Source organism: Cypionkella sp. (assembly GCF_034376685.1).
Classification (GTDB): Bacteria; Pseudomonadota; Alphaproteobacteria; order Rhodobacterales; family Rhodobacteraceae; genus Cypionkella.
In genome coordinates, this window is the sequence record NZ_JAXMJJ010000073.1 from 1 (window position 1) to 5,416 (window position 5,416).

Sequence of the window (5,416 nt, forward strand, 5' to 3'; positions counted from 1 at the left end):
GCCAGACCTGCGCGCCAGCCTCGCTCAGCTTGCCGCACACGGGGGCGGCAATGTCTTATCTGAGCGGCGCAATTCTGATCATCCTCGCCGGGGTGCTGTGGTCGACCCAAGGCCTGTTCATCCGCCTGATCCCGGATACCGGGTCTTGGGCAATCCTGTTCTGGCGCTCGGCCGGAATGCTGCCGGTGCTGGCACTCTGGATTGGGCTGGCCTCACGCGGCAGCATCCTGTCTGAAATCCGCGCGGTCGGTTGGGCCGGGGTGCTGGGCGGCCTTGGGCTGGTGATGGCGTTCTCTGGTGCAATCTATGCGTTTCAAGCCACCTCGGTCGCGAATGCAGTGTTGCTGTTCGCGGCCTCGCCGTTTTTTGCTGCGATTCTGGGTCGGGTTTTGCTGGGTGAAGCCGTAAGCCCGCTGACGTGGTTTGCCATTATTCTCGCGGCTCTGGGCATTCTGGTGATGGTGGGCGGCGGCCTTGCGGGCGGGGCGTTGGACGGCAATATCGCTGCCTTGGCCTCGGCCTTGGGCTTTGCGGTTTTCACCGTGACGCTGCGCTGGAGTAAGCTCGCCAACATGCTGCCAGCTGTCGCCTTGGGTGGATTGTTCTCGATGATCGCCGGGGCAATTGCTTTGGCAATCTTGGGCAAAGTCGTGCTGATCCCGCTGCCCGAGATTGCGATCTCGGCACTGATGGGCGCGGTGACGCTGACCGGAGGGATGCTGCTTTACACTTTGGGCAGCAAGGTGGTGCCTGCCGCACAAGCGACCTTGCTGTCGCTGGTCGAGGTGTTGCTGGCCCCGTTCTGGGTCTGGGTGCTTCTGGACGAGACGGTCTCGCGCGGCACCTTGACCGGCGGTGCGGTGTTGCTGGCGGCGGTGCTTTTGAACGCGTATGGCGGGCGGATACAGCGCGTGCAGAGGGCTCGCCCCCTCAGCGTATCACGCCTTCACCCCGAGGATATTTGAGCGCAGAGGATGAGCTAAGCGGTTCAGCGATGCCTGCGAAAGAACCGTGTGCGGGCATAAAGTTCCTCCAGCCGTTTCATCCGGCCTTCAGTGACCTCCCATGTCAGATCCTGCACCGCCGCCAGCAAGGTTTCCACCAGAACCATCAGCGACACATTGCTGTCCCAAGCCGAGGGCGCTTCGATATGGCAGGCCAAGGTGTGCCGCGCATGGGCCGAGGCCGGAGAAATCCAGCGATCGGTGATCAGCACAATCTCGGCCCCGCGTTCCTTCGCCATTTCCGCCACCTGCAACACGGCGTTTTCGTAGCGGCGGATGTCGAACACCAACAGCACATCGCCCGCCTGCATATCCAGCAAGGCGGGCTGCCAGGTAGAGGAACTGTCCGACAGCAGCGTCACCTCAGGCCGCACAATGGTCATCAGTGAGGTGAAGTAATCCGCCATCGAATGGGTGATCCGCCCGCCCATTGCAAAGACATGCCGCGCGGGATCGGCCAGCAAGCGGGCTGCGGCATCAAATTCGGCATGGTCGATCTGGCCCAAGGTGGCTTGCAGATTGGCCATCACCGCATCGGCAAACCGGTTCAGGATATGCGTATCGGGCACGCCGCCTGCCCAACGGTCATGCTTGGCAAGCGGCGAGACCAGCATCGCCTCGACCTCACCGCGCAGCGCCGCCTGAAAATCGGGATAGCCCTTGTAGCCCAGCTTTTGCGCCAGCCGCACCACCGTCGGGGTGGACACCGACGCCGCCTTGGCCAGAATGGTGATCGACCCCAGCGCCGCCACTGGGTAATGCGACAAAACATGCGTGGCCAGCTGCCGCTCGGCCCGCGTCAGGTCAGGCAAAGCTGCACGCAGTTGCTCGTCAAGTGGCAGTCTGGCGTCCATTGCATCCTCCCCAGGTTTCGATCAGCCTAGCGCAGATTGCAGCATTTGGAAAAGATTGTATCAGCCTTGCCCCGCAAGAAACATTCTTGACAGAACTGCGGCAAAGAGTGAGCCTCAAGTCAAATCTGGGAGATGACTCGCCGCCATGCGAGATGCCGCGAAACTCAAAATGCCCGCGACCCCCAAGGCGCCCGCGCCACAGGACAGGGCGTTTTTGCCGGTGATCGAGAATGCCGAGGCGCAAGGCCGGATCATTCTGGTCTGCGAGCATGCCTCAAATCACATCCCGCCCGCTTGGGGTGATCTGGGGCTGACGCCTGCGCAGCGCATCGCGCATATCGCCTGGGATCCTGGTGCTTTGGCGGTGTCGCGTGGCCTTGCGCAGCGCCTGGATGCAGTGCTGATTCATGCCCCGGTCAGCCGCCTTGTCTATGACTGCAACCGCGCGCCCGATATGCCGGGGGCGATGCCCACGCGCTCGGAACTCCACGACATTCCCGGCAATGCCACGATCTCCGCCGCCGAGCGTTTGGCGCGGACAGAGGCCGTCTACCTGCCTTGGGCCAACGGCCTGCACGCGCTGATCGCCAAGCGCATCGCTTTGGGCTTGCGGCCCGTGGTGATCACCATCCACTCTTTCACCCCGATCTATCACGGCAAACCCCGCCAAGTGGAGTTTGGCGTGATCCATGATGCCGATCCGCATCTGTCCGTGGCCATCCTGAACGCCGCGCGCAAGTTGACCGGGTTGCAAGCCGAGTTGAACGCCCCCTATTCGGCGGCAGATGATGTCACCCATACCCTGCGCGTGCAGGCGACGCCCTACGGCTTGCCCAACGCGATGCTGGAAATCCGCAACGACCTGATTGCCACGGCAGAGGCCGCAGAGGCGATGGCCGATCAACTCGCCGCCGTCTTGAACATGGGTCTGGTGGAAATCCAACGCCAAGCGAAGGCCAGTTGACCAAGGCTTGATGGCTTCTCGGCGGGGCCGCGGCCCCAAATGCACATGCCCCCGCACCAGACGGGGAACTCAACAGCGGAGATCCCGGACATGCCCGGCAATATGACCCTTCAAGACCTGAGAGCCGCCGTGAAGGCTGGCGAAATTGACACCGTTCTGGTGGCTGGCATCGACATGCAAGGCCGCCTGATGGGCAAGCGCTTTCATGCGCAATTCTTCATCGATGGTGGCTGGGAGGAGACGCATTGCTGCAACTACCTCCTCGCCGTCGACATGGAGATGAACACGGTTCAAGGCTACAAATCTTCGAACTGGCAAACCGGCTATGGAGACTACATTCTGAAAACTGACATGAGCACCCTGCGTCGGGTGCCGTGGCTGGAAGGCACCGCGATGGTGCTGGGCGACACCTTGGATCACCACCACAACCCGGTGCCCCACGCGCCGCGCAACATCCTGAAGAAACAGGTCGAACGCGCCCGCGCAATGGGCTTCGATGCGATGATGGCAACCGAGTTGGAATTCTATCTATTTGAAAACAGCTACGAATCCCTGCGCGACAGCAACTTCACCGGCCTGAAACCCGTGTCGGCTTACAATGAAGATTACCACATCTTCCAGACCACCAAGGAAGAAGACGTGATGCGCGCCGTCCGCAATGGCCTCTATGGCGCGGGCATCACCATTGAAAACTCCAAAGGTGAGGCCGACGCGGGGCAAGAAGAGGTCAACTACAAATACTCCGACGCCCTCGACACCGCCGACAACCACACCATCGTCAAGCACGGCATCAAGGAAATCGCTTGGACCAAGGGCAAATCGGTAACCTTCATGGCGAAATACGATCACCGCAAGGCGGGGTCGTCGTCGCATTGCCACCAATCCTTGTGGACGCTGGACGGCAAGCCCGCGTTCTTTGATGACAAAGACAAGCACGGCATGAGCCAGTTGATGAAGCACTACATCGCAGGCCAACTGGCCTATGCCCGCGAAATGACGGTTTTCCTTGCGCCTTATGTCAACAGCTACAAACGCTTCACCGTGGGGATGTTTGCGCCGACCAAAGCCGTCTGGTCCGCCGACAACCGCACCGCTGGCTTCCGGGTTTGCGGCGAGCATACCAAGGCGATCCGGGTGGAATGCCGCATTCCGGGCAGCGATGTGAACCCCTATCTGACCTGCGCAGCCCTGCTCGCCGCTGGCCTTGATGGTATCGAGCAAAAGCTGGAACTGGAGCCCGAAATGCAGGGCGATATGTATACGGCAGGTGATGTCCGCGAAATCCCGCATAACTTGCGCGAGGCTGCCGATCTGCTGAACGGCTCCGCCATGTATCGCAAGGCTTTTGGCGATGACGTGGTCGACCATTACCACCACGCCGCGCAGTGGGAGATTTCGGAAACCGACCGTGTCGTCACCGATTTTGAGATTCAGCGTCTGCTGGAACGCGCTTAATGTTGGGTGCGTGATTTCACGCACCTGCCTTCCGACAAAGCTGCGTGAAATCACGCATCCTACCAAGGACCAACACGATGAAACCCATTCAACTGATCTCTCCGGTGGACGGCTCGGTCTATGCCGAACGCACACCGCTGACGCTCGACGCCGCGAAAGCCGCCGCCGCCCGCGCAAAAGCCGCGCAAAAAGGCTGGGCCGCCCGCCCCTTGGCCGAACGTATCGCACTGGTCAAAGCCGCCGTTGCCAACCTGAACGCCAATTCTGAAAAGATCGTCGAGGAACTGGCGTGGCAAATGGGCCGCCCCACCCGCTTTGGCGGCGAGTTCGGCGGCGTGAACGCCCGCACCGAGTATATGTCCGAGATTGCCGCTGCCACTCTCGCCCCGCAAACCGTTGAAGACAGCGATAAATTCCGCCGCTATCTGGCGCGCGAAGCCTTGGGCGTGGTGTTTATCGTCGCCCCTTGGAACTATCCCTATCTGACTACGATCAACACCCTCGTTCCCGCCCTGATCGCCGGAAACACGGTTGTTCTGAAACACGCCAGCCAAACCATGCTGGTCGGCGAGCGTCTGGCCGAGGCCTTCCACGCCGCCGGTATCCCCGAAGATGTGTTCCAAAATGTCGTGCTCGATCATGCCACCACCGAGCACCTGATCGCCAACCGCGCCTTCAACTTCGTCAACTTCACGGGATCTGTCGGCGGCGGTCAGGCGATTGAACGCGCCGCTGCGGGCACCTTCACCCCCTTGGGGCTGGAACTCGGCGGCAAAGACCCCGGCTATGTCCGCGCCGATGCGAACCTTGATGCCGCCGTTGATACCCTGATGGATGGCGCGATGTTCAACGCGGGCCAGTGCTGCTGCGGCATCGAGCGGATTTATGTCCATGAATCGCTCTACGATGCCTTTGTCGAAAAGGCTGTGGCTTGGGTTAAAACCCTGAAACTCGGCAATCCGTTTGATGCCTCATCAACCCTCGGCCCGATGGCGAACAAACGCTTCGCCGCCGTGGTGCGGGGCCAGATTGCAGAGGCTGTAGCCGCTGGGGCCACAGCCCTGATCGACCCCGCCCTGTTTCCGGCAAATGACGGCGGCGCTTATCTCGCCCCACAAGTGCTGGTCAACGTCGATCAT

At 61.1% G+C, this 5,416-nt stretch carries 5 protein-coding genes; 4 read left to right on the forward strand and 1 reads right to left on the reverse strand.

The genetic code is table 11. The annotated features are described in order from the left end of the window. A partial coding sequence (locus U1A24_RS14075; protein ID WP_322322605.1) for a DMT family transporter occupies positions 1-965 on the forward strand: 965 nt, incomplete at its 5' end. A gap of 23 nt (positions 966-988) precedes the next feature. Here the strand turns inward: U1A24_RS14075 and U1A24_RS14080 are convergent. Next, positions 989-1,858: a MurR/RpiR family transcriptional regulator gene (locus U1A24_RS14080; protein WP_322322606.1), complete on the reverse strand. Its 870-nt coding sequence runs from the start codon at positions 1,856-1,858 to the stop codon at positions 989-991. Positions 1,859-2,027: 169 nt separating this feature from the next. Between U1A24_RS14080 and U1A24_RS14085 the strand changes: the two genes are divergently transcribed. The 3 genes from U1A24_RS14085 to U1A24_RS14095 form a co-directional block, all read left to right on the forward strand. Next, positions 2,028-2,822, forward strand: coding sequence for an N-formylglutamate amidohydrolase (locus tag U1A24_RS14085; RefSeq protein ID WP_322322607.1), 795 nt, complete (start codon positions 2,028-2,030; stop codon positions 2,820-2,822). A 90-nt stretch (positions 2,823-2,912) separates the two neighbouring features. Further along, positions 2,913-4,277 carry a glutamine synthetase family protein gene (locus tag U1A24_RS14090; protein ID WP_322322608.1) on the forward strand — a complete coding sequence of 455 codons (1,365 nt, stop codon included), beginning with the start codon at positions 2,913-2,915 and terminating at the stop codon, positions 4,275-4,277. Positions 4,278-4,354: 77 nt separating this feature from the next. Continuing rightward, positions 4,355-5,416 (forward strand): aldehyde dehydrogenase family protein (locus U1A24_RS14095; protein WP_322322609.1); only part of this gene is annotated, 1,062 nt, incomplete at its 3' end.